Below are 24,530 nucleotides of genomic sequence, written 5' to 3'. Positions count from 1 at the left end.
GCCCGTTATAGTCGCCTGAGTGCTGCCGGCCCGGCCGCGCCGCGGGCGCCGTCAATGAGCTCCTTGAACATGCGGACCTTGCCTCTCTTGGCCGACGCTTCGAAGCGTGCTGTCGTGCTGGCCTCCAGATCCGCCACATGCTTGCGCAGGGTCGTGGTGGGCGCGAGGCCAAAGATGAAGTCGACGCGCAGCACCAGTCGATGACCTGGGTTGCAATAATGGCTATCCCCGCGGAGCAGGATTCGAATGTTCGGCCAGTTGATCCGGATCGCCCGCACCAGACGGCGCAGGTGGGGGCGGATCTCAGCCCCACTCGGCCGCTTGGCCGGTCGCAGGATCGCGCTGACGAACCGTCCCGCACCATCGAACACGACGATCGGCTGGAAGCCGTACTCGTCATGGTGGGCATTGAACAGGCGAAGCTGTTGGCCTCCGTGCACAGCGTCGAAGGTGTCGTCAATGTCGAGTACGATCCGCTTCGGCACTTGCCGGAACGAGGCGCAATAGAGATCGACCATCGCCCGCCCCATCGCGACCAGCTCCCGCACCCCGGGTAGGTTCTCCAGCCGGCACAGCGTCGATTGCGACGCCAGATCCCGACCCGACGGCAGCGCATCCTGGGCCATCTTGAAGACCGGATCGCGGCGCAGCCGGTTGGCGTCGTTGCCGTCCTCGTAGCCGGCGCCGATCATCTTCATGCGAAAGCCGATCATGTCCGCCAGGCTGTGGACGACCTGGTCCGGGCAGCACGGATCGTCGATGCAACGCGCCAGACGCTCGGCCACACGCAACCGCTTTTCCACCTCGGCCAAGGCCAGAACGCCGCTGTTGGACGACAGCATGCCGCCGTCGAAACGGGCGACGACGGACTAGCCGCCGACTGATGACAAACCGCTCAGCGGCAGCGCAAGATCGTTCATGGTGGGTGTGGTCTCCGGGAAATTTCGGATCGGCTTAAGCAACATCCACCAACCCCCGTGAATTTTTCAGGCTGGCAGAGAGGGTGCTTGCGGTGCACTCACTGACACGAGATCGCAAATGGAGGCGCGTGACCACCAGAACTGGCGACACCCATGGTGGTCCGCTGGACCCGCAGGAGGAACCACAAGGTGTCAGCGGGCAGAGCGCAAGCGAGTGGCTACTTCGATCTTTCTAGAAGCGCGCCGGCAGCCTGGGCGGGGGCTTGGGGGTCAGACTGCCGGCGCACGCCACTCACGAAGAGCGGCCCCTTTTCCTGGTTCGAACGCCCATAGTCAACCGGAAACGTCAGGATGCCCGCCATGTTACTTTCAGAGCGGCGCGACTTCGCCATGGTGGACGATTCAGCCTAGGACTAGCCACTCTCGTAGGCCGAGTTGATGCTCAAGCCAGCATCGCCTCGCCGAACTAGGAAGAGTTCGCCGTTAGTCCTTCGTCGCGAGCCGATGCCGTCGTGCACGTTTCGTAGCACTCCGGGCGGCTATATCGCTTTGTTGTTCGGCGAGCTGCGCCAGAAGGCATCGCATCAAATCGAATCAAGCGTCGACATCAGCCGCAAGCTTCACATCACAACAGCTAGTCCACCCATTGCAGATCATCCGACTGTTCAGGCGGCGTCCGAAATGTCCAACTCCGACTCAAGAATTCCCACAGGTATGGAAAGCGATTTCGCTATCCGATCCCGATAGCCCTTGCTGTACCTCAGACCTCGCTCGATGTTTTGGATTTCCTCAGCGGCCAGCCCGCACGCGACCGCCAGGTCGTCGATCGAATATCCAAGGTGCTCGCGATAAGCGCGGACGATGTGGGTTCCCTGGGACATAGCCGTCAAGACTGGTTCGGGAATGCGCGAATCCTTCATAAACATCTCCAAGAACTGGGAGCTCCCTCGGAGATTCCTCCCCGAGGCGCACACTTAGCAAATAAAAAAAATGGTCGTCCATTCGGCCGAACCGGCCTCATGCATGGGATGGGCCGCTGAATTGGCCGGGCCGGAATATGGCGGCTCACCTCCTTCTGATCAAATATCAAGGCTGCCCGTGCTGAGAGCCTGGTCGGCGTAGCGCATGCGACCTGCTATCCTTCGTGGACCATTCTCGCCGATGGCTTTCTTGAACAGCAACTCGAACTTTCGGCAGGACACTGCTTCCTTCGGCCAATCTCCACCGGCGAGGCAGCGAAAGACCCGCTCGTAACCGTTACCGAGTTTCGCAATTGCAGCAAACAATGGTCATCTGGTTTCATCCGGGCTTCGGATCCAGACAAGGGGTACCGCTTTCCTGGAGGCGCATCGCCACCTGTACAGGTTCACAATCATTCGACCGTGACCGATTTTGCGAGATTGCGCGGCTGGTCTACATCCGTCCCCATGAAGACCGCCGTGTGGTAGGCTAGAAGCTGTATCGGGAGCGAGAAGATCATTGGCGCGATAATCTCGTCGACAACCGGCAGCACGAGCGTGTGCATGGTTTCGAGTTTCGATACGGCTGCCCCTTTTTCATCGGTGATGAGGATAATCCGCCCTCCACGGGCAGCCACTTCCTGCATGTTGGAAACGGTCTTGTCGAAAAGACGGTCATGGGGCGCGATGACGATCACTGGCATGTTCTCGTCTATCAAGGCGATCGGCCCGTGCTTCAATTCACCCGCTGCATAGCCCTCGGCATGGATGTAGGAAATCTCCTTGAGCTTCAGCGCACCTTCCATCGCTAGCGGGAAACTGGTGCCACGGCCGAGATACAGGACGTCACGACACTTTGACAGTTCGCGCGACAAGAACTCGATTTCCGGCTGGATGCTCTCGAGTACGTGGCCCATCACGCGCGGCAATTCGGCGAGGCTCCTGACGAGCTCCTGCAGCTCGTGTTCGGGGACCGTCCCGCGGGCTCTGGCGGCGCCGATGGCGAGTGCTGCTAGAACGGCAAGCTGGCAGGTAAAAGCCTTGGTAGAGGCGACGCCGATCTCCGGTCCGGCAAGGATCGGGAAAACCGTATCGGCCTCGCGAGCGATGGTCGATTCGCAGGCATTGACGATAGCGCCAATTTTCAGCCCACGCTCCTTGCAGTACCTCAATGACGCAAGCGTATCGGCGGTTTCGCCGGACTGCGAGATGAAAAGAGCTGCCGACTGCGGCGGCAACGGGATCTCGCGGTAACGGAATTCGGACGCAACGTCGATTTCAACCGTCAGGCGCGCATAGCGCTCGAACCAGTATTTTCCGATCAGTCCGGCGAAATAGGCGGTTCCGCAGGCAGAGATCGCCAAGCTCGGGACCTTGGCGAAATCAATGCCAGGAACCATGTCGCGACTGTCTATGATGTTAATGTAATGACGGAGAGCATGGGCGATGACCTCGGGCTGCTCGTAAATCTCCTTCTCCATGAAGTGGCGATGGTTGCCCTTGTTGGCCAGATCGGCCGCGGCCGTGGAGATATGGAGCGGACGCTCGACGGGACGGCCGTCGACATCGAAGATATGGGCGCCCGAATTGCCGACAACGGCCCAGTCGCCGTCGATGAGATAGGTAATTTCATTGGTGAAGGGAGCAAGGGCGATCGCGTCGGAGCCCAGGAACATCTCGCCGTCGCCGTGACCGATCGCGAGCGGTGGCCCGTTGCGCGCCGCCGTGATGGTCGACGGTTCATCTTCGAAGAGGATGGCAAGCGCATAGGCGCCCTTGACGCGTTTCAGCATGGCACGCGTGGCCTCTTGCGGCCTCATGCCCTCTCGGCGGTATCTTGCCAAGAGATGCCCAACGACCTCGGTGTCGGTGTCGGTCTGGAACTCGGCGCCATCCGCCGCCAATTCGTCCTTCAGCTCGGTGAAGTTCTCGATGATGCCGTTATGGACTACGGCGACACCGTCGCTAAAGTGCGGGTGCGCATTGCGTTCGGTCGAGGCCCCGTGGGTTGCCCAACGCGTGTGGCCGATGCCGACGTTGCCGCTCAGCGGCTCTTCCTTCAGTCGCCTCTCGAGGTTGACGAGCTTGCCCTCGGCGCGCCGGCGGTGCAAGGCACCCTCGATGATCGTCGCAACGCCGGCGGAATCATAGCCGCGATATTCCAAACCCTTCAACGCGCCGATCAACCGATCCGACACCGGCTGTTGCCCAACGATGCCAACAATCCCGCACATGTTCGTCTCCGCATCTTTGCGGGCAGCACCAGCCCACGCGAGACGGATACCCGTCCGGCCGCTTTAACTGGCGGCCTTGTAGTAGAATTCCATAATATTGGTAAAATTGATTGTTGTGATAACTACCATCCACCCGATGGATAGGTCGGCCGCTGTGGAGCCACGACCCAAACTTCTATTCGCGCCTGACGCTCTTATGAGGATCGCAAACTCACACCCGCGGCAGGATCACGGCCTCGGAAAGGCCAGGAGGCCTTGGACAGTGGACGGACGACGGGCCTGCGGCCCCTTGTCACGCAGTCGGCATCTAGGAGCATGGTGCCGCCGACTTGGGCATCGGCGATGGTCTGTCTTGGCGACAGCCTGAGTTCGCTTCAGGACCGTCGTCGTCTCGCGCGGCTGCCGGTGTCAGTTGACGATAACAAATGTCCGCCGGGGGCGAGCGCCTCGCGCACGGCACGTGCCAGCCGCGGTCGGTCCGGGACGCCGTCGAAGGCGTTGGCCGTGAAGACTCACGGGGCGTGACACCAGAGTAGCGAGTTCGTAGCGCGTAGCCGGCGACGAATTCGCAATTGGTCGCGCCGGCGCCGGTCAGCCGGCGCTGCGCGGCCTCCAGCTGGTCGGCGTAGTGCGACGACATGGCGGGTGATCGTGGCGATCGGCACAGCCGCCCCGCAACAGAGGTCGACCACCTCCATGCCCGGCTTCAGCCCGGTTGTCGCAAGCGCCATCTTCGCTGCGGTCGCGCTTGTCATGCTGCTCTTTCCTGGCCTTTGCAAGAACACGAACCTCGGCTTCGGTCGGAATGGCAATGTGGCCAAGGGCGACCCGATCTGCGTCAAGCTCATCGCCAGGGCAGAGGCGAATGATGAGCAGCCCCACTATCGCCTGATCACCACCGGCGGCCGCCGATGTTCCCAGCATTCGCGTTCCAAGGTCGGCATGTCGTGCTCCTCGCTGGCATAGCCGAGGCAGAAATAGCCGATCAGCGTCCATTCGGGCGGCGTGTCGAGAATTTCGGCCATCTCGGTCGCATCGAGGATCGACACCCAGCCCATGCCGATGCCCTCCGCCCGCGCCGCCACCCACAGTGTGTGCACTGCCATGACGGCCGAATAGTCGATGGTCGCCGCCATGGTCATGCGACCGAGCCCATGGCCTTGTCGGGTCGTGCGGTCGGCGAAGACCGCGAATTGACAGGGCGCCTCGTCGAGCCCGGCAAGCTTCAGCCGGGCATAGAGTGCGGCGCGCTCTCCCGAAAAGCGCGTGAGCGCCTCGGCATTGCAGCGCTCGAAGCAGTCTCTCACGGCAGTGCGCCGCTTGAGGCTCTCGACGACTACGAAGCGCCAGGGCTGGCTGAGGCCAACGGAGGGCGCAATGCTGGCGAGCTCGAGCAGGCGTTCCAGCGTACCCTCTGGCAGAGCCGTCGGCTCGAAGCGCCGCACATCCCTGCGCCAGCGCAGCAGCGTGATCAGCTCGGAGCGAAAATCGTCGGTGAAATCTGGAGGTGACGGCATGGCGGTCTCGTTAGGTATGGATTGGCATTAGGGAGTACAGTGTGGACAGCCTCTGCCTATTGCCAAGCTGGCTTGTTGCGTCCGACAATCGCGTCATGCGACCCCAACCGCAAACGATAGAAAAATCTTTCCTGGTGGGCGGCGCTATTACGATGCAATCGACCAAGCCAGTTTCGATCAGCTCGCACCGCGGTGAATCGTGTACCAGGCCGTTGCTAAATGCGCCATTGACACTCAGGCGCACCCGTATCGCTCACCAGGCCTCGGAATGCAGAGAACGTCGGCCTGGAACGCGGAGACGGCGACAGGCATCTCAGCTTGCATATGGTCGTTCCTGCCGCACCGCCTGCAACTCAGTTTGCTTCCGACCACGTCGGCCTCGACGTCCCCGAAGATTCCCCAGGTCATTCGGCAGATACCATCGTCTGTCGTCATAGCGCCGCAGCGGACAGCACCAGCTGCCCAGTTTCATTTGGTGCATCGCTGAGCTTCCAGTCGCCACCGCAATTTCGTCTTCCACCAGCGTCAGGCATGACCCAAATTGGAGCTCATCCCTCTCACAGTTGATTCGCGCTTGAACTATATGTTCTACTTTCGTTCACTGTTCGGACGACACATTAGAAAGAGCTGGAATGGAATCTATCATCAGCCCTCGACAGCCGCCAAAGGTGGCCGCTGTTCAAGCCCGCCGAAAAATTTGGATGCCGTTCACAAGGGGAGAGCATTGGAGGGACCATGCCGGCACCATCTACCTCTTTGTTCTTCTCGGGGAACATCGCCCGGGCCAGTGGTCTCAATCGTGACCGGAGAGTAAAAATAACTGACGCGCATCAGGGCTCGCGCATGTGGAACGAGATGAGCATCCCAGTTACTGGCACATTCTACAATCAGCTACCAATTGACAAAACGTAAGGCAGGAGACGGTTGAGACGTGGAAGGTGTTCGACCGTCGTACCGCAGAGTCGCCATAAGTCGCATTTACGAGGCCCTGATATTTGATGCAAATGGCTGGGAACGTTGCTCACCCTCAACTCGGAGGTGACCGTTACCATCAACAGCGGATGGGCTGGTGCCGTCATGAAGTTGGAGGGCGACTTGCCTCCTCTAGCCGTTTTCGCAACCTATTCCGTCGCCGTCTCGGTCAAGATCATAGATATCGGTGCCCACGACAGAGACCGGCCCGTGTACGTATGCGGGACCATTGCCCTTTCCGGAGGAACAGTCGACATCGCTGGCGATTGGAACACAGGCGCCTGTGTAGTTAGGGTCGCAGGATTCTTGGCCATGAGCGCTGCTGATGAAGGACGCCAGACCCAGAGCGACCGCGCCTAGACGATGAAACCGCATCAAACACCCGCCAGCCAACACCCAAGAAATCTTAGCGGGCATTTTAGCTCCATGCAATATTAGCGCTGGCTTGGGCGCCTATATATCACCACCAAGCTCCAAAGAGATAAGTTATTGCCCCACTGCAATGATCAAGATCGCGTTGAGGGTCGCGCGATGGCGGGCTACTTGATTTCGGTTTGGCAGATGCGCGGCCAAAGACCGACGCGTGCTGCCAGGCATATGCATCTGCGGCGGGGTTTGACTTTTGATATTGCGAGGCAGGAAGGTCGCTTGCTGTACAGAGGAGCTTATTGCCGAGGTCGAGAATCTTAGTGCCGATCGATGGTAGTGCATCCACATCAGTCTGATTTTCGACAGCCGTCGTCGAGCCGGAGTGCGCATCTCCCTCTGCGGTGAGGCCTCCGTAAGCGTCTGCGACGACCGACAGAGTCGACAACCACGCGCTTCGTTCAGCCCCCCGAGGTGATCATGGCTGAAAGCGGTCCTACAAGGGCGGGCGATGTTAGCCGTCAAGGCCGACAAAAGGCAAACGCTGTGGGATCGTGTGCAGGGCGAGGTCGGCGTCCCGGTCCCGAAGGAGCATAAGAAGGACAAGGCGGAATGGCTGAAGCCGGGACTGGTCGGCCGGGTCAGGAGGTCGAAGAGCGAAGAGAAGCTGCGCCACGCAAGGCTACCGGATTTCTGGGAGGATAACCAAAGAGCGCGGTCCGTCTTGGGTATATTGTACGATTGTTACCCAAGCGGCGGCCGGCATGGAACTCTCATCCTCGTGGAGCTAGGGTTGTGCTATGGCACAGCCCTTTCAATCCGCCCCAATGAGCGCTTCATTTCAGATGATCGTGGACCACTATGAGACAGCGGTTTCACTCCAGGAGCGCATTGTAACTCGCGTTCGACAACGCAATTTGTCAACGAAAGGTGATGACGAATTTCTGGAGCATCTGAATGCCGCGTTAGAGCGGGTGCGCCAAAGCTTGGCTCGGGCCGATTAACGTAATTGATTAAAAAATGGGACATCCGCGGTCGGCAGGCATACAGTGTGCCATCGGCGGCAACTCTAAGGGCGTCCGTCGGCTGTGAGCGATCAACATGCTTCCGCCCCAATAGGGAGAGGGAGCTATGACAGACTCCAGTTCACAAACTCACACTGCCGCGCAACGCGACACCGGCCAAAATTCGATCTATCGCAATTCGCTGCTGCTACGAATGTGCTCGGCAGATTTGGCATTGCTGCAACCTCATTTCGAAAGCGTCTCCCTTGGGCTGAAGACGCATCTCGAAGTGGCGGGGTCACCAATCAGCACCGTGTACTTCTTCGAGAGCGGTCTCGGGTCAGTGGTGGGCGAGCTGCGGCCTGGTATCGAAGCTGAGATCGGAATCATTGGTTGTGAGGGCATGACCGGCTCAGCGCTTATCATGGGCGATGACCGGTCAACGCACGATTGTTACGTCCAATTAGAAGCCCGAGCCTTTGTTATCGACGCGGGCCTCTTCACCAAGGCGCTTCTGACAAGCCCAACCTTGCGAACCTTTCTGCTCCGCTACGTTCACTACTTTCACCTCCAGGCAAGCTTCACCGCGCTCAGCAATGCCCGGATGAACATAGTCGACAGGCTCTCAAGATGGCTGGTGATGTGTGATGATCGCGTCGACGGGAACAGCTTTGCGATTACGCACGAGTTCTTATCAGTTATGCTCGGTGTCAGGCGGCCCGGCGTCACCATAGCGCTGCAAACCTTGGAGGGCCAAGGTCTGATACGCTCAATGCGAGGAGAGGTAGTCATTCTTGATCGCGCGCGTCTAATTGCGCTGGCAGATGGGTCATATGGCAGGGCTGAAGCCGAATACGCTCGGCTAGTCGGCAAACTGCATTGATCGCAGGCGCCGCGGCGTCCGTAGCGCCGCGACGGTGATCGCCAACGAATGTGCTCGACAGGAGATGGTCGATCTCCTGCATTGGAGTCACGTAAGCCGCCTAGACAGAGCCTTCACCGCTGACGTTGCCGAGCATCGGGATCCAAGACGAAGCTGTCATGCCGGCACCGCTGCATGCGCCCCGCGAGGAACAAACCGCCCCTCGCCTTCGTTCAGGATCCCGAAGCACGATACGGCTGTGCACCACCTTCCGGCCACTCAAAGGAGACCCGAGACGACTTGGTCCGTAAAGGAGGTTTTCGAAGAGCATCTGAGGCTTCGCGCGGCAGGCGATATCGAGGAGGATCTCTTGGGCGCACTGCCATCTAACCTCGATTAAACAGGACTGATGCGCTGGCTGGAGCAATGGCGAGACTCATTGCACCAGCCAAGTTCAGGGCATGTGCAGACAACCGCTTTTGGCCCGGAACAGATCGATTGGCGGCATAGCCTTTTCACAACGGGAAGGCTGTTTCGGGACTTTTCGAAATCAGCGGATCACAGGCTCGCCATGGAAGCGGCGGCGCGATGGAGGAGAAACGCCGAAGCCAACTTCCATCATCAGCCGTGGCCTGTGCGACGGCACGGTGCCCATATGGAACCCGAACGGATCCTCGACGAAACCGAAACCGGCCTTGCCGGTCAGCGTGACCGGACTCTGCTTGCCGTAGACGTCCAGAATCTCTTGCGCTGGATGGCCGACGACAAGCGTAAATTGGTGCTTGAGGGCGCGGCGATCATGGCTGCCGCGAACATAGATATGCGGGCCGGTCCCCTCGTCGACGGGCACCAGATAGAAAAAGAACTTCAGCATCCGCCAGTCGTCCAGGTCGAAGTGGTATTTGCCGAGCGAAGCCAGGTTCTTGTCCGCGTCCGACGCCTGGCCGGTCGGGAAGCTCCACCAGACGCGCGTCGTGATCAGCGTCGCCTGGCCGCCGAGATAGTGCGCCGCGATATCCATGAGCAGCGGATCGTTTTGGATGGCAACGGCCGACTTACAGCCCAGAATGCGCTCGAAATAATGGCCGCTGAGCAACGGACGGCCAAATCGCGCCTCAGCCTCCGCATGCTCCGCCGGCATGAACTCGAGTCGGCGATCGAAATTGCCGAAACAAGGTGTGCACCTGGCGAATGCGGCTACATCTTCAGCCACCATTGCAGGCAGGACAAGGCCGGGAAAAAGCCCATCCATCCGCAGCGCGTCGACAACGTCGTGGCAATTGACACCGGCAAACATCGTGTCCTGGGCTCTTTGCGGCCTTCGGACCGGCTTTGCACCACGCCAGTGCATTCTCCGTGCCGGCATGGTGCGCGCCAACATGAACATGGGCAGCCACGCCGGGTTCTCGCGAATATCCGACAGGTAGGTCGGAATGCGTACGGCTATGCGACGCAGCATGCTGCCGTTTCGCGCGATTGTCTCAAGGCTTGCAGCGCCGGCTTTGTCGGAGTTCATAACGGTCATCGGGGTCCTCAGGTCATGAATGCACTTATCGACGAAGTTGGGTCCCGGTGTTTCGCCGAAACCCGATTCGCCGCGGAAGAACTAGGCGCTTGCCACGTTTTGTGCAACGCACCATTGCAGTGAGAAAATGGAGGTTGCGCGTTCGTATAAGACAATCGCAACCACTCCAATTACCTCAGGAACTGTCTGTAGCCGCCGCCCATCAGGTAGCGGCCGCGTTGGATGGCGCGACGTACCTGATCGCGAAGATGGCCGCCTGGATGACGCCAATCTTCTTCGACACGGCGTCTCCCGAACAAGGCAATGGCGACCTCCTGATGAGATGCTCCCGCCAGCGAGCCATCCAAAGCCTGCAGTACAATACGCAGACGCGCTCCGCGGTGTTCCGGCGGAAAGCAAGCAGCTGACACGCGGCGGCAATCATTGATGTCGTTCAGGAACTGAAGGGCAGCGACATGGAACTTGAGGTGCTGCGGCTGAAGGATCGCGTCGACATATAGCCGCAACGGGCGGAGGACGGACGCACCGGAAACGGCGATCTGCAGACTCCGGCAGTTCTCCCTCAGCAGCACGTGCTGCATGCCCGCAGCTGTCAGCAGGATGTCCTTGCAGCATGAGAGCGAAGAAAGGTGAAGCGGTTCAAAATCGTGGTCGAGCCCCAGCGGCTCCGCGGCCGCTCGTAGAATACAGGCGCAATCGCGCGGATCCCAAAAGACCCTCGCCGATGTAGCGTCCGACTGTGGCGCGTCCGCGAAAAAGGAGGCTCCATTGTCTTAGGAAAGCTGATTCTGTCGTCAACTCGATTATCTTCATGTCGGCCTGGGTTCCGACAAAGCAGGCGGACGGTGCCATTTTGGCGTGGTCGCGCTGGAATTGTGGATTGCGCCGAAGAAACTCCCAGGCCCAGCCAGTGCGTGGCAATCGTCTGGCGTAGTGGTAAGCGTCCTGGCGACGCCAGTCCGGCCAGCATACAAGGCCGACCGTCGCTTCCTTGGACAAACCAGCATCCTTCATGGCACAGGTGTCCACAATGGCGCTATGCTGACGGGCCTAGAACCGGTTGCCACAGTACCGGTCCGCTCAGACGTCCCCTGCTGCGGATGCGCAAAAGGCTCGCGTGGGAAATCTCGAGAAACCCAGCCACCGCCTCCGTTTTGCCGACGCACTTGGGTTCTCCGATGCGCGACAATGGCCACGTAGCAAGGCGGAGGATCCGCTCCATGCGCGTGTCCGTCACCGTTACGATCCGGGTCAGATCCTTGGCCAAGCCGAACTCGATCATGCCCGCGAAGAGCTCGTAGGTCGCCTGGGCCAGCCCGCCCGCTGCCTTGGGCGCCGACGGAGGAAGATCGAGCGCGAAACGACTGCTCTCCCATATGTCGGTGGTCGCGGGCACGACGTCAGCACCCAGCAGCACCGGGAAGGTGTCGCGCAACATTGTGGGTCCGGTGCTGGGCAAAAGACGCACGCAACCGCGAATTCGCCAGTCGGATCCTTTGAGGAGCAGATAGACAGGCTTGAGAGCATCAAACGGATCGGATTCCATCTGGTCTTCGGTATCAACTTCCCAATCGAGCCTTTCCTTGAACACCCGAAACCTGAGCCCGTGCATCTCTTTGAGCTCGCCTGCAAAATCACTGTAAAAGTCTGGTGCTATCAGTTGCATCATGGTCGCCTCCATGTGGGATGTGTTCCCGCCATCGAAGGGCAAAGCTGACAGCGATGCAGCCTGTAGAGGTTTACAGGTATCGTGGCTGAGAATCAGGATCTCGTCAGGCCGGAGGCAGCCATTCGTGCAACGGCTTGGTTGATCGTTCGAACGCCAAACTTTGCCTTGGCGTTTTCCAGATGAAAGGTCACGGTGCGCTTTGAGACGCCGAGAAGCTGGCTAGTATCCCAAGCCGACTTGCCGCGCGCCGCCCATTTCAGGCACTCGAATTCCCGCGGGGTGAGCGTTACACCATCCACCACGCGATGATCGGCGAGCCTTCGCCGGACATGGATATGAAAGTTGATGGCCACCAGTTGCAATGCTTTTTCGTAACGTGCCAGTGACCGCAACAGAGGCGGACGGGACTCGTCGGAAGCAAAGGTCAGGGCAGCAAACCGGCCGAGATGATCATGCATGGACATCGTCAGGCCGCCGCAGATGCCAAACTCAGCCGCACTCTCTAGAATTTGTTGCTGCGAATTCGGCAGACCGTGCCGAGCGCGATCCACACCCCAATCGAATGTATCCCAGCCTTGCAGCCCGCGCAGGATGACCGGATCGAGACTGTGGTACCGCTGTTGCAGATAACGTGACGTCCAGGATGAAGGATAGTTTGAAATCAATTGGGGGGCGTCGCCGGAGGCTGACGGGTAGGTGAAATAGGCGAATAGCGGGAAGTCGAAGCCGGCTGCAGCGGAGGCCATTGCCTCACAGAGATCGGCAGCATCAACACTTGCAGACAGTTGCTCGACGAAGTTCTCAAACACGCGATGCATGTGTCCTGTGCGTAACCTCCGTAACGCTCAATGCCAGGCAGAGACCTTGTTTTAGATGATCCCGGACGAATACGGCGCGTGCCGAGAACGTGGCTAATCTGTTGAACCAATCCGAAATAGTCTGACGTTGTCTATGAGCCGTGTGCCGCCGAGCCAGGCGGCGGCAAGCAACCGTGCCGGTCGATCGAGGCTTGTTATCGGGTGCAGATCTGCCTCATCGCGAAGTTCCAGGTATTCGACCTCGCGATAGCCTGCAGCCAGAATTGCTGCGCGAGATTCTGCAAGCGTTGGCAGGATGGGTGAGCCGCGCTCAAGCCGCTCAGCCGTCTTGAGCAGGACCGATGATAGCTTGGGAGCAACAGCGCGTTCCGCTGGCGAGAGCCGCACATTGCGCGATGATAACGCAAGACCGTCGGCTTCACGGACTGTCGGACAGGCAACAATGGTGATTGGAATATCCAGATCCCGGGCCATGCGCCTGACCAGGTGAATTTGCTGAAAGTCCTTTTCGCCAAAGAAGCCGAAGTCAGCGCTGGTCTGCAGGAAGAGCTTGGCGACGACGGTCGCCACGCCGTCGAAATGCCCCGGCCGGAATGTACCGCACAGGCCTTCGCTGACACCGCAAACCGAAACGGTGGTGGCGAAGCCCGCCGGATACATCTCCTCTGCATCTGGCGCATAAAGCAGGTGCGCGCCAACCGGTGCCAGTTTGGCGGCATCCTCGTCCTCGGTGCGGGGATACGCGGCAAGATCGGCCTGGCTGTTGAATTGCTTCGGGTTGACGAAGAGCGTCACTATCACACGGTCTGCCTTCTCGAGTGCAGCGCGCACCAGGCTGAGATGGCCCTCATGCAGGACGCCCATCGTTGGCACCAGGGCTATCCTCACACCTTCGCAGCGCCATGCGGCGACGCTTTCGCGAAGCTGGTCAACGCTCCTGACGATCGGCACGCTCACGCTGCTTCTCCGCTCTTGGTGGCGTCCGTGTCGGCGGGCTTGGGCGCATCGGCAAACACGTGCTCTGCGGCGGGAAACTGGCGCTCCTTCACCTCGCGCGCATAGGAAGCGATCGCAGCCGCAGCCGCCTCCCGGAGTTCAGCATAGCGCTTGACGAACTTGGGCCGGAAGTCGCCGAAGAGGCCCAGCATGTCGTCGACGACGAGAATCTGGCCGTCACAGGCTGCCGAGGCACCGATGCCAATGGTCGGGGTCGCCACCTCCTTGGTGATCCGGCGGGCGAGCGCCTCAGGAACCTTCTCCAGGACGACCGCAAAGGCGCCCGCTTCGCCCACCGCAATTGCGTCGCGCCTGATGCGCTCGGCATCCCCGCCCCTGCCCTGTACGCGGTAGCCACCGATGGTGTTGATGGCCTGCGGCGTCAATCCGACATGGGCCATGACGGGCACGCCGCGTGCGGCGAGGAAGCCGATCGTCTCTGCCATCGCTTCGCCGCCTTCGAGCTTGACGGCCGTGCAGCCGGTCTCGGCCATGACGCGCGCGGCATTGCGGAAAGCCTGCTCTGGGCTTTCCTCGTAGGAACCGAACGGCAGGTCGACCACCATCAGCGCCTGCTTGATGCCACGGCGCACCGCCTGGCCGTGCGTGATCATCATCTCCAGCGTGACACCGAGCGTCGAGGGCAGGCCGTGGAGAACCATGCCGACGCTGTCGCCGACGAGCACCACATCACAATGGGGATCGACAAGCCGTGCGACTGGGGTGGTGTAGGCGGTAAGGCAGACGAGCGGCGTCCCACCTTTGCGCGAACGAATATCCGGCGGTGTGATCGCCCTGGTGTCACCATAAGCGCTCATGGGACCCTCCTTCCCCTACGTTACCAGCTGCGGCTGTCGCCTTTGGCACATTTTTGTGCAGGTGCGAAGAGCAAAAAAATGGCCATGCAGCTGCGGGGTGTTGACGTGCCAATTGGCACGCTTACACTAAATCGATTAAGGTGCCCCGAGTTGGCCAAATAATGGACGATCAGGCAATAGGACTCAGGAAAGACAGAGCCGCCGGCAAGGCCGATAACGTCAAAGTGGACTTGATCGCCTTTGTGGTCGCCGTAAACGGCAGTCAACCCTGTGTCCTCACCATCGGCCAGGCGGACACCTTGCCCTCCGGTCCCTTTGCGCTTGAGCACCGATCGCTGCAATCCGGCTTGAGGGGGTGGGTCGAGCAGCAAACCGGCCATCGGCTGGGGTACATTGAGCAACTCTACACGTTCGCGGATCGGGATCGCATCGGCGCCGAGCGCCAGCAGCGCGTCATCTCCATCAGCTATCTGGCATTGACGCGCAAGGAACAGGCAGCGGGCTCGCCCAAGTGCGGATGGCAGAGTTGGTATGAATATTTTCCATGGGAGGACCACCGCTCCGGCACGCCTGCGGTCGTTCTGGACGTTCTGCGGCCGCGCCTGATCGAATGGGCAAACGGGGTTGGCGATTCGGCCACGCGACGTGAACGCTGGCAGCGGGCGACGATAGCCTTTGGCTTCGACGACCGCCTTTGGAACGAGGAACTCACGCTTCAACGCTATGAGTTAGTCTACGAAGCAGGCCTGGTCCAAGAGGCCGTAAGAGGGCGGGAGGCAGGACCCCCGCCGCTGGTGCCCAGCAAGTCCATGGTCGCCGATCATCGCCGCATCGTGGCGACCGGCATTGCGCGGCTGCGCTCCAAGATCAAATACCGCCCAGTCGTCTTTGAGCTGATGCCGCCGGTCTTCACGCTTTTGCAGCTGCAGCGAACCGTGGAGGCGCTCGCCGGCAGGCTCATCCACAAGCCGAACTTTCGCCGACTGATCGAACAGCAGGAGCTGGTCGAGGAGACCGGAGAGGCCACCACTGAGACCGGCGGCCGGCCAGCGAAGCTTTTCCGTTTCCGCCACGCCGTTCTCGACGATAGGCTCATCGCCGGGACAAAATTGCCGCTGGCGCGGGGTTGACATCCCTTATACTCACAGCAAGTATATGCTGGTTATTTTCAGTTAGAGTATAAGCGGGAGGGGGTCGATGGGCGCCATGCTGCCTACGGCCGCGTTGCTCTACGAGCGCGTCCGACGAGTGATCCCGCCGATTGAATGGCCGGCTTTCGCCGAGGATATCGAGGCGATCCTTGCGCTGAAGCGCGAGCGCAACGCGATCATCCTGGCGCACAATTATCAGACGCCCGAGATCTTCCACTGCGTGGCCGACATCGTCGGCGACAGCTTGGCACTAGCCCGCACGGCTGCGACGGTCGAGGCGCAAGTCATCGTGCTGGCCGGCGTCCATTTCATGGCCGAAACGGCCAAGCTCCTCAATCCGGGCAAGACCGTGCTCATTCCGGATCTCAGCGCCGGTTGCTCGTTGGCGGACTCAATCACGGCAGAAGACGTGCGCTTGATGCGCCAGCGTTATCCCGGCGTTCCGATCATCACTTATGTAAATACGTCCGCCGAAGTGAAGGCCGAGTCGGATATCTGCTGTACATCCGGCAACGCCAAGGCGGTCGTCGAATCCCTTGGGGTTCTCCGGGTGATCATGTTGCCGGACGAATATCTGGCCCAGAATATCGCCGCTCAGACAGATGTGCAGATCATCGCCTGGAAAGGGCGTTGTGAGGTGCATGAGCGCTTTACACCGGCCGACATCCGCGAGTTGCGCGAAAGCCATCCCGGCGTGGTCGTGCTCGCCCATCCCGAATGCCCGCCCGACGTCGTGGCTGAAGCAGATTTTTCCGGCTCGACGGCTGCCATGTCCGACTATGTCGAAAGGCAAAGGCCGCCACGTGTCGTGCTGATGACGGAATGCTCAATGAGCGACAACGTCGCGTTAGCGCACCCAGAGGTCGAGTTCATCCGGCCCTGCAATTTGTGCCCGCATATGAAGCGGATCACGCTTGCCAACATCCGCACGGCGCTCGAGCAGAACCACCATGTCGTAACCGTCGAACCCGGGATCGCCGGGCGCGCGCGGCTAGCGGTCGAACGGATGCTGGCAGTTTGAGCGCCGACCTCCGCAGCTTCTTCGGGCGGCCCATCATCATCGGCGGCGGCATCGCCGGACTGATGACCGCGCTTCAACTGTCGCCGGAGCCGGTGCTTCTTCTGTCAAGGTCGCTGCTGGGAGCTGACAACTCGAGCACCTGGGCCCAGGGGGGCCTGGCTGCAAGTTTCGGCGAAGACGACGATCCGGCAATGCACCTGGCCGATACGGTTGCCGCCGGGGATGGTCTCTGCGACAGAGACGTGGCGAGCCGCATCCTCCAAGCCGCGCCCAAGGCCATAGAGGGGCTTGCGGGCTTTGGGGTTCGCTTTGACCGCACGCCGGAAGGATCACTGTGCCTCGGATTGGAGGCCGCACACAGCCGACGTCGCATCGTTCATGCGCATGGGGACGGCACCGGGCGTGAGATCATGCGTGCGCTGATCGCGGCTGTGCGTTCCACTCCGTCGATAGTTGTCGTGGAGGGCGTGGAAGCGCGCCGGCTCGCAGTGCGAGAGAATGCGATCCGAGGCGTCTGGGCGAGCTGTTCGATCGCACCTTTCTTCTTCGGCTCACGGCGGGTGGTTCTCGCCACCGGTGGCATCGGGGGACTGTTTCTCGACACCACGAACCCTTGGGGCAGTTGCGGACAAGGCCTTGCGCTTGCGGCCCGCGCTGGAGCTGTCCTAGCCGACCTCGAATTCATTCAGTTCCACCCGACCGCGCTTGACGGCCCAGAACGCCCTATGGCGCTGGTCAGCGAGGCTGTGCGAGGCGAAGGTGCTGCCCTGATCGATGAAACCGGCCAGGCTTTTCTCCAGAGCGTGCCCGGGGCGGAACTTGCGCCTCGCGATGTCTTGGCCCGCGCCGTGTGGAACCATATTGCGGACGGCCACCATGTTTTTCTCGATGCCCGACAACGGCCAGGCCCGGCATTCGCTCGACATTTCCCGACAATCGCATCAGCCTGTCGTGGAGCGGGCATCAATCCCGCGCGCGATCTCATCCCCATTCGTCCGGCCCAACACTACCATATGGGTGGCGTTGCCGTGGACAGCTTTGGCAGGACCTCCGTCGAGGGGCTGTGGGCCTGCGGCGAAGTCGCTTCGACAGGACTGCATGGCGCCAACAGGCTCGCCAGCAATTCCTTGACGGAGGCAATCGTGTGCGCCCGGTGGGTCGCTGAAAGCGTCGCCGGAACGCCTGCGCGCAGAACAAGGCCTGCGTTTGCGAACGTTTACCCACCGCCCGCTCCGACAGCCGTGCGCGTTTTTCTGTCGCGCGCACTCGGCATCGTCCGGGATGGTGAAGGGTTGAAAGCAGCCGCGCGTGCCTTATTGCCGCTCGCCGAAAGCAAGGATGCGGCCTCGGATCCGGCGGCTGTCGGGCTAATGATTGCTGTTGCCGCCTTGTTGCGCGAAGAAAGCCGCGGCGCTCATTACCGGACAGATTTTCCTCATCATGCGACTGCCGCCCGACGGTCCGAAATCACGCTCGAAGCCGCCTTGGCGGCTGCGCGGGAACTCGGACACTCGCCAAGCTCCGAAGGTGCAAAGGGATGATGCTCTCACCGCTCCCCACGGTCCTGCTTGAGCCGCTTGTACGGGCATCTCTTCTTGAAGACCTTGGCAGAGCCGGCGACTTGACCACGGACGCCATCGTCCCGAAGGAATGCCAAGCGGGAACCGTGTTGGTGGCGCGACAGTCCGGAGTTGTCGCCGGCATCGATCTGGCGATGCTCGCTTTCGGCTTGATTGATCCTGGTGTCGAAATCTCCGTGGAGCGGGCAGACGGCTGCAATGTCGTGGATGGAGAGGTCATTGCATCAGTGGTTGGCCCGGCCCGGGCCATTCTCACAGCCGAAAGGACGGCACTCAATTTTTTGTGCCATCTGAGCGGCATCGCCACAGCAACGGCATCGATGGTCGCTGCGGTTCGTGGATATGGCGCGAAGATCGTCTGCACCCGCAAGACGACGCCCGGGTTGCGGGCAGTCGAAAAGTATGCCGTGCGCGCAGGTGGCGGGTCCAATCACCGCTTCGGCCTGGACGATGCAATTTTGATCAAGGACAACCACATCGCCATCGCAGGCGGCGTCCGGCCAGCGCTCGAGCGAGCACGAAGAGCGGCCGGTCATCTCGTCAAGATCGAAGTCGAGGTCGATACTCTGGCCCAGTTGGAGGAGGTACTTGGCTTCGCTCCCGATGTGGTTCTGCTCGACAACATGTCCCTCCCCGATCTTCGCCGCGCCGTCGCAATGGTCGGTGGCCGCGCTATCACCGAGGCTTCTGGCGGGATCACGTCGCATACAGCGCGAGCGGTTGCCGCGACCGGCGTTGATCTGATTTCGGTCGGCCGACTCATCCACAGCGCGCCGATCCTGGATATCGGCCTCGACCATCGGGGCTCATGATTGTCTGAGTAACGAACAGGATTGGGTCAACTGTCCTTTCCGATCATCATAGTCAGATAGCAAAGACCCGCAAGACAGACCGGAGGAACAGCATGGAGATGCAAACGGCAAGTTCAACGCAGACACCGCCACAGGCCAAATCTCTTGACCCCCCTGACCCTGGAGCGTGGACCTTGGAGAAGGCTCAGGCACTTTACCATGCCCCCTTCAACAATCTCCTCTTCCTGGCGCAAACGGTGCACCGCCAGAATTTCGATCCAAACAAGGTCCAGCTCAGCCGGCTGCTCAGCATCAAGACCGGAGGATGCCCGGAGGATTGTGGCTATTGCAGCCAGTCGGCGCGTCACGAAACCGGGTTGGAGGCGTCCAAGCTGATGGATGTCAGGCGCGTCATCGCCGAAGCGACCAAGGCGCGTGATGCCGGCGCCACCCGTTATTGCATGGGCGCGGCCTGGCGAAACCCCAAGGCGCGCGACATGGATGCGGTGGTGGCGATGGTCGAAGGCGTCAAGGCGCTGGGCCTGGAGACCTGCATGACACTCGGCATGCTCGATCTTGAGCAAGCCGCTCGACTGAAGCAGGCGGGCCTCGACTACTACAACCACAACATCGATACGTCAGAACGCTACTATAGCGAGATCATCGGTACGCGGAGCTTTGCCGAGCGGCTCGAGACGCTTGACCACGTTCGCAAATCCGGCATCAAGGTCTGCTGTGGAGGCATTGTCGGCATGGGCGAGGAGCCGGTGGACCGGATCGACATGCTGGTGACGCTGGCCAATCTGCCGGAACATCCGCAAAGCGTTCCGATCAACATGCTGATCCCGATCGCCGGTACGCCGCTTGCAGACGCCAAGCCCATTGAGCCGATCGAATTCGTGCGCGTGATCGCGCTGGCGCGCATCATGATGCCGAAATCGCATGTCCGTCTGTCCGCCGGCCGCACCGCGATGACCGACGAGATGCAGGCGCTGTGCTTTTTTGCCGGCGCCAACTCGATCTTCTTCGGCGACACGCTGCTGACGGCGGACAATCCCGGTGAGGACAAGGATACCCTGCTGTTCCGGCGCCTTGGCATCGATCCGATGGAACTCGAGGCGCAATGAACGGGGCGCCGCTTGCCCGTTATGATGCGACCTTGCAGGGGCTAGCGCGCAAGGACCGGCTGCGGACGCTTTCGCCCCGCGCCGGGCTGGACTTCTCGTCGAACGACTATCTCGGGCTGGCCGCGTCCAGAAGACTTGGCGATGCGGTTGTGGCGGCGATTGCACGGGGCACGCCGGTTGGCGCCACCGGGTCGCGGCTGTTGCGCGGCAATGCACCGGAACACGAGCAGCTCGAGGCAGACGCGGCGGCATTCTTTGGAGCCGACCGCGCGCTGTTCTTCGGCAGCGGCTACATCGCCAACTTCGCTCTGCTGAGCGCCCTGCCGCAGAAGGGCGATCTTTTGGTTGTCGATGAGCTCGCCCATGCCAGCATGCATGAGGGTGCGCAGGCCGGGCGCGCACAGTTCGTGCTGGCCGCGCACAACGACGCCACCGCTGTCGAGGATGCGATTACACGTTGGCGCGTCGCAGGCGGCATGGGATGCGTCTGGATCGCGGTGGAAAGCCTTTACAGCATGGATGGCGACTGCGCGCCTTTGGAGAGCCTGGTCGCACTTGCCGATCGGCACGGCGCATTCATCGTCATTGATGAGGCGCATGCCACCGGCGTCTGGGGACCGGATGGCCGGGGGCTTGCCGCCGCTTTCGAGGGTCGCGACAACATCATAGCGCTCCACACCTGCGGCAAGGCGCTCGGCGCATCTGGTGGGCTCGTCACCGGGCCGAGGGCACTGTGCGAATATCTGATCAACCGTTGCCGGCCATTCATCTACGCAACCGCGCCATCGCCACTGATGGCGGTCGTGGCGCGCGAGGCACTCGCAATGCTCGCCGACGAGCCTATGCGGCGTGTTCAGCTGCATGAACGCGTCGCCAGCGCCGGCCGGTTGGTCAATCGCTGGGGTGTGACACCAAGTGGCTCTCAGATCCAGCCCTTAGTAATCGGCGATGTCAGGCGCACCATGGCAGTGGCGGCGCGCCTGCAGGCCCGCGGCTTCGACATACGCGGCGTTCGTCCTCCGACCGTGCCCGAGGGCACGTCGCGGCTGCGCATCTCACTGACGCTCAATATTGGCGAAGCCGACATTTCCGCCATGGTAGAGGCGCTGGTCGAGGTGTTGGCCCAAACATCACCGGAGGCGATATGACCCAACGCATCGTCATCACCGGAACGGATACCGGAGTTGGCAAGACCGTGTTTGCGGCTGGGCTCGCCGGTTTGCTGGACGGCTTTTACTGGAAACCGGTGCAATCGGGCCTCGACGGCGAGACCGACAGCGAGGTTGTCGCGCGGCTTGCCGGCTTGCCCTCAGAGCGCGTGCTGCCGGAAGCCTACCGCTTGCGGAGCCCGCTGTCGCCGCATCGTTCGGCCGAGATCGACGGCGTGGCGATCAAGGCTGCCGATCTTGCTTTTCCCGTCCTACCGACGCCGCTCGTCATCGAAGGCTCCGGCGGCCTAATGGTGCCGCTCAACCGGCGCACAAGGTTAATCGACATCTTCGCTGAATGGCGGCTGCCCGTTATTCTGTGCGCCCGCACCACACTCGGCACCATCAACCACACCTTGCTATCGGTCGAGGCGCTCCGCGCCCGCTCCATCCCGTTGGCGGGCATCGCTTTCATCGGCGATGAGATGGCCGATACGCAACGGACCATCGTGGAATTCAGCGGTGCCCCGCAGCTCGGCAGGCTGCCGCACCTCGATGTGCTGACGGGCAAAACACTGAGGGACGCAATGGTTGCCGGCTTCGCCTTCGCCTCGATTACTGGAGGTGACTGATGTCGCAGTCTCATGTGTGGCATCCCTTCACCCAGCACGCACTCGAGCCTGCGATCCCAGAAATCGTCCTGACTGAGGGCGCCTATCTCCACAGGGCCGACGGCGCCCGCATCCTGGACGCCATCTCCTCCTGGTGGGTCGTCACACATGGCCACCGCCATCCCCGCATCATGAAGGCAATCGAGACAACCGCGTCGAGCCTCGACCAGATTATCTTTGCGGGCTTCACGCACGAGCCGGCAGAGCGCTTGGCCAAGGCGCTTGTCGGCCTCGCTCCCGCTGGACTCGACTGGGTGTTCTATTCCGACAGTGGCTCGACCTCAGTCGAAGTCGCGCTGAAGATGGCGCTCGGTTATTTCCGCAACATCGGCGCGCCGCGCTCGCGCATCGTCGTCATGGAGCACAGCTATCATGGTGACACGATTGGAACGATGAGCGTCGGTGCGCGTGGCGTGTTCAACGCCGCCTATGAACCCTTGCTGTTCGAGGTCGACATCATCCCCTTTCCGGCCGCGGGGCACGAGCAGGAGACGCTGGATCGTTTCGAGGCTGTGACCCGCGATCGACGAGCCGCAGCCTTGATCGTCGAGCCGCTGGTGCTGGGCGCCGGCGGCATGCTGATGTATCCAGCATCGGTTCTGGCCGAATTGAAGAAGATCACTGAGGCCTCCGGCTCGCTGCTGATCGCCGACGAGGTGATGACCGGCTGGGGACGCACCGGAACCATGTTCGCCTGCGAGCAGGCATCGATTTCTCCAGATATCCTGTGCACCTCCAAAGGCTTGACCGGCGGCACCATCCCGCTGGCCGTAACGCTTGTCACCGATGCCATCTTCCGGGCGCACTATTCCGAGGACCGGAAGAAGACGTTTTTCCATTCGAGCTCCTACACCGCCAATCCGATTGCCTGTGCGGCAGCACTCGCCAATGTCGAGATCTGGCGCGACGAGCCAGTTGCCGGGCAGATCACGGCCTTGAGCGTGATGCAGGCCGTCGGGCTGCAACGCTTCCGGGACAATCCATATTTTGCCGACTGTCGAGCCACGGGAACGATCGCGGCGCTCGACCTGCGAACCGGTTCAGCAGGTTATCTCGCCGAGATTGGTCCGAAGCTGCGCGCTTTCTTCCTCGAGCGCGGCCTGCTTGTGCGCCCGCTCGGCAATGTCCTCTACCTTCTGCCACCCTATTGCATCGCAGGCGACGAGCTCGAACGACTCTATGACGCCATCGAGGAGGCCGGGGAACGCTTCGGGTCAAGGCCATGAGCAAGTCGTCGCGCATTCTCGGACTTGGCCATCACGTGCCTGGGCGCAAGGTGGCCAATGCCGAGATCGAGAGCAATCTCGGCCTCGAGCCGGGCTGGATCGAAAGGCGTACCGGAATCCGTTCGCGCTTCTGGGCAACGGACGAAGACACGCTGTCGGGTCTTGCCACCCGGGCTGGCGACATGGCGCTGGTGAACGCCGGTATTGCGCGCCACGACATCGGTCTGCTGTTGCTTGCCACCTCGACGCCCGACCATCTTCTGCCGCCAAGCGCGCCGCTGGTCGCACACAAGCTTGGCCTTGGCCGCGCAGGCGCGGTCGATCTGACCGGCGCCTGCGCCGGTTTCATCTATGCGCTCATGTTTGCGGACGGGTTCACCCGCCTGCATGGCAAACCAGCGCTGGTCATCGCCGCCAACATCCTCAGCCGCCGCATCAATCCAGCCGAGCGCGCGAGCTCAGTCTTGTTCGCCGATGCCGCCGGCGCCCTGGTGATCGGTCAGTGCGATGATGCTGATCGGGGCATTCTCGGTGCCTCGGTGGCTTCGGACGGCTCGCGCTACGGGCTGATCCAGATTCCCGCAGGAGGAAGCAACACGCCGTTCCATGGCGACCTCGACCTCGGGCAGACCCGGATGACGATGACCGACGGGCCCGAAGTGTTCGCAAAGGCCGTCGAGATGATGACCGATTGCTCGACAGCCGCGCTAGCCACTGCGGGAGTGCGGCCACACAATGTCGGCCGGTTTGTGCCGCATCAGGCCAATACTCGGATTTTCGGCGCGGTCGGAAGAAACCTCGGCATTGCGGACCAAGCAATTGTCAAGACGATTGCCGAATACGGCAACTCTTCGGCCGCGACGGTCCCGCTGTCGCTCTCGCTCGCCAACCAGATGAAGCCATTCCAGCCAGGAGAGAAAATCCTTCTGGCGGCGGCGGGTGCGGGTCTCAGCGGCGGCGCTCTCGTGGTTGGAATCTAAGCCGGCCGGCTCACGCGCGCAGGATTGGTCATGAACGGCAATAGGAGCAACAGAACCAATGCCAAAAAATGGCCTTCTGAAGCTCGACATGACCAAGCTGACGCAGCACGACCCGTGCGAGCCTCTGGATGAGTTCAAATGCAACACCCGTTGCACCAATCGTACCATCTGAATA

20 protein-coding genes and 1 pseudogene are annotated in these 24,530 nt (G+C 61.1%); 10 read left to right on the top strand and 11 right to left on the bottom strand.

The window, feature by feature from the left end; all coding sequences use genetic code 11:
- Positions 1-44 precede the first annotated feature (44 nt).
- From NLY37_RS29350 to bluB, 4 genes and pseudogenes are all read right to left on the bottom strand, one after another.
- Positions 45-920, bottom strand: a pseudogene (locus NLY37_RS29350) (IS1380 family transposase); the annotation flags it as partial.
- Positions 921-1,585: 665 nt separating this feature from the next.
- Positions 1,586-1,840 (bottom strand): helix-turn-helix domain-containing protein, encoded by a 255-nt coding sequence (locus tag NLY37_RS29345; RefSeq protein ID WP_031197535.1) that lies wholly within the window; start codon positions 1,838-1,840, stop codon positions 1,586-1,588.
- A gap of 452 nt (positions 1,841-2,292) precedes the next feature.
- Positions 2,293-4,113: a glutamine--fructose-6-phosphate transaminase (isomerizing) gene (gene glmS, locus NLY37_RS29340; protein WP_023740411.1), complete on the bottom strand. Its 1,821-nt coding sequence runs from the start codon at positions 4,111-4,113 to the stop codon at positions 2,293-2,295.
- 881 nt (positions 4,114-4,994) lie between these two features.
- A complete protein-coding gene (gene bluB / locus NLY37_RS29335; protein ID WP_023694898.1) occupies positions 4,995-5,630 on the bottom strand; it encodes a 5,6-dimethylbenzimidazole synthase in 636 nt (211 codons plus the stop codon).
- Between the two features lie 2,469 nt (positions 5,631-8,099).
- Between bluB and NLY37_RS29330 the strand changes: the two genes are divergently transcribed.
- On the top strand, positions 8,100-8,855 hold the full coding sequence (locus NLY37_RS29330; RefSeq protein ID WP_023731597.1) for a Crp/Fnr family transcriptional regulator: 756 nt from the start codon (positions 8,100-8,102) through the stop codon (positions 8,853-8,855).
- A 529-nt stretch (positions 8,856-9,384) separates the two neighbouring features.
- Here NLY37_RS29330 and NLY37_RS29325 read toward each other — a convergent pair.
- The 7 genes from NLY37_RS29325 to panB all read right to left on the bottom strand — a co-directional run bounded on the left by NLY37_RS29325 (position 9,385) and on the right by panB (position 14,660).
- A complete protein-coding gene (locus NLY37_RS29325) occupies positions 9,385-10,359 on the bottom strand; it encodes a hypothetical protein (RefSeq protein WP_023708080.1) in 975 nt (324 codons plus the stop codon).
- 170 nt (positions 10,360-10,529) lie between these two features.
- Entirely contained in the window at positions 10,530-10,940 is a 411-nt protein-coding gene (locus NLY37_RS29320) for a DUF2285 domain-containing protein (protein ID WP_023673629.1), read from the bottom strand.
- Between the two features lie 58 nt (positions 10,941-10,998).
- Entirely contained in the window at positions 10,999-11,373 is a 375-nt protein-coding gene (locus tag NLY37_RS30880) for a transcriptional regulator domain-containing protein (protein ID WP_352498917.1), read from the bottom strand.
- A gap of 22 nt (positions 11,374-11,395) precedes the next feature.
- The gene (locus NLY37_RS29315) at positions 11,396-12,028 is read right to left on the bottom strand and encodes an acyl-homoserine-lactone synthase (protein WP_286441062.1); all 633 of its coding nucleotides are present in this window, start codon (positions 12,026-12,028) and stop codon (positions 11,396-11,398) included.
- Positions 12,029-12,120: 92 nt separating this feature from the next.
- On the bottom strand, positions 12,121-12,846 hold the full coding sequence (locus tag NLY37_RS29310; protein WP_023673631.1) for a LuxR family transcriptional regulator: 726 nt from the start codon (positions 12,844-12,846) through the stop codon (positions 12,121-12,123).
- A 93-nt stretch (positions 12,847-12,939) separates the two neighbouring features.
- The gene (gene panC / locus NLY37_RS29305; RefSeq protein ID WP_023740408.1) at positions 12,940-13,803 is read right to left on the bottom strand and encodes a pantoate--beta-alanine ligase; all 864 of its coding nucleotides are present in this window, start codon (positions 13,801-13,803) and stop codon (positions 12,940-12,942) included.
- Entirely contained in the window at positions 13,800-14,660 is an 861-nt protein-coding gene (gene panB, locus NLY37_RS29300; protein ID WP_023707031.1) for a 3-methyl-2-oxobutanoate hydroxymethyltransferase, read from the bottom strand. The genes panC and panB overlap by 4 nt, the downstream gene beginning before the upstream one ends.
- A 161-nt stretch (positions 14,661-14,821) precedes the next feature.
- Here panB and NLY37_RS29295 point away from each other — a divergent pair, with 161 nt between their 5' ends.
- The 9 genes from NLY37_RS29295 (at position 14,822) to bioZ (ending at position 24,355) form a co-directional block, all read left to right on the top strand.
- Positions 14,822-15,790 (top strand): NUDIX hydrolase, encoded by a 969-nt coding sequence (locus NLY37_RS29295; protein ID WP_023740407.1) that lies wholly within the window; start codon positions 14,822-14,824, stop codon positions 15,788-15,790.
- Between the two features lie 67 nt (positions 15,791-15,857).
- Positions 15,858-16,832: a quinolinate synthase NadA gene (gene nadA, locus NLY37_RS29290; protein ID WP_023673635.1), complete on the top strand. Its 975-nt coding sequence runs from the start codon at positions 15,858-15,860 to the stop codon at positions 16,830-16,832.
- Positions 16,829-18,373 (top strand): L-aspartate oxidase, encoded by a 1,545-nt coding sequence (locus tag NLY37_RS29285; RefSeq protein ID WP_031245837.1) that lies wholly within the window; start codon positions 16,829-16,831, stop codon positions 18,371-18,373. Before nadA ends, NLY37_RS29285 begins: the two co-directional genes overlap by 4 nt.
- Positions 18,370-19,224, top strand: coding sequence for a carboxylating nicotinate-nucleotide diphosphorylase (nadC, locus tag NLY37_RS29280; protein WP_023740404.1), 855 nt, complete (start codon positions 18,370-18,372; stop codon positions 19,222-19,224). Before NLY37_RS29285 ends, nadC begins: the two co-directional genes overlap by 4 nt.
- Before the next feature lie 92 nt (positions 19,225-19,316).
- Positions 19,317-20,330, top strand: a complete 1,014-nt coding sequence (bioB, locus tag NLY37_RS29275) for a biotin synthase BioB (protein WP_031203143.1) — start codon at positions 19,317-19,319, stop codon at positions 20,328-20,330.
- A complete protein-coding gene (locus tag NLY37_RS29270; RefSeq protein WP_023740402.1) occupies positions 20,327-21,478 on the top strand; it encodes an 8-amino-7-oxononanoate synthase in 1,152 nt (383 codons plus the stop codon). The genes bioB and NLY37_RS29270 overlap by 4 nt, the downstream gene beginning before the upstream one ends.
- A complete protein-coding gene (gene bioD, locus NLY37_RS29265; RefSeq protein ID WP_023673640.1) occupies positions 21,475-22,110 on the top strand; it encodes a dethiobiotin synthase in 636 nt (211 codons plus the stop codon). The genes NLY37_RS29270 and bioD overlap by 4 nt, the downstream gene beginning before the upstream one ends.
- Positions 22,110-23,375: an adenosylmethionine--8-amino-7-oxononanoate transaminase gene (locus NLY37_RS29260; protein WP_023740401.1), complete on the top strand. Its 1,266-nt coding sequence runs from the start codon at positions 22,110-22,112 to the stop codon at positions 23,373-23,375. Before bioD ends, NLY37_RS29260 begins: the two co-directional genes overlap by 1 nt.
- On the top strand, positions 23,372-24,355 hold the full coding sequence (gene bioZ, locus NLY37_RS29255) for a 3-oxopimeloyl-[acyl-carrier-protein] synthase BioZ (RefSeq protein WP_023685574.1): 984 nt from the start codon (positions 23,372-23,374) through the stop codon (positions 24,353-24,355). The genes NLY37_RS29260 and bioZ overlap by 4 nt, the downstream gene beginning before the upstream one ends.
- Positions 24,356-24,530 lie beyond the last annotated feature (175 nt).

Origin of the sequence: Mesorhizobium sp. C395A, from assembly GCF_030323205.1 — a bacterium.
Lineage (GTDB): Bacteria > Pseudomonadota > Alphaproteobacteria > Rhizobiales > Rhizobiaceae > Mesorhizobium.
The sequence above is the reverse complement of the archived record's forward strand: the minus strand, read 5'-3'. Positions and strand labels throughout refer to the sequence as shown.